1 protein-coding gene is annotated in these 342 nt (G+C 52.9%); it reads left to right on the forward strand.

All coding sequences use genetic code 11. The features are described 5' to 3' along the window. Positions 1–342: hypothetical protein (locus KH400_RS30365; RefSeq protein WP_217228637.1), on the forward strand; the 342-nt coding region annotated here is incomplete at both ends.

The following is a 342-nucleotide window of genomic DNA, read 5'->3' on the forward strand; positions in this document are numbered from 1 at the left end:
GGAGGGAGAAAAAAGAGGGGGGGGAAAGAAGGGGGAAAAAAGAGGAAGGGGGGGGGAGGGGAGGGAGGAAGAGAAAAAAAAGGGGAGGGGGGGGAGAAGGGGGGGAGAAGGGGAAAAGAGGAAAAGAAAAGAGGGGGGGGGGGGAGGGAGGAGAAAAGAAGAAAAAGGAGGGAGAGGAGGGAAAGGAAGAAGAGGGGAGAAAAGGAGAGAAAAAGAAAAAAAGGGGAAAGGAAAAGAGGAGAGAAGAAAAAAAAGGAAAAGAAAGGGAAAGGGGGGAAGAAAGAGGGAGAGGGGAGGGAAGGGGAGAGGAAAAAAGGGGAGGAGGAGGGGAGAGAGGGAAGA

It is taken from the genome of Desertibacillus haloalkaliphilus (assembly GCF_019039105.1).
Classification (GTDB): Bacteria; Bacillota; Bacilli; order Bacillales; family KJ1-10-99; genus Desertibacillus; species Desertibacillus haloalkaliphilus.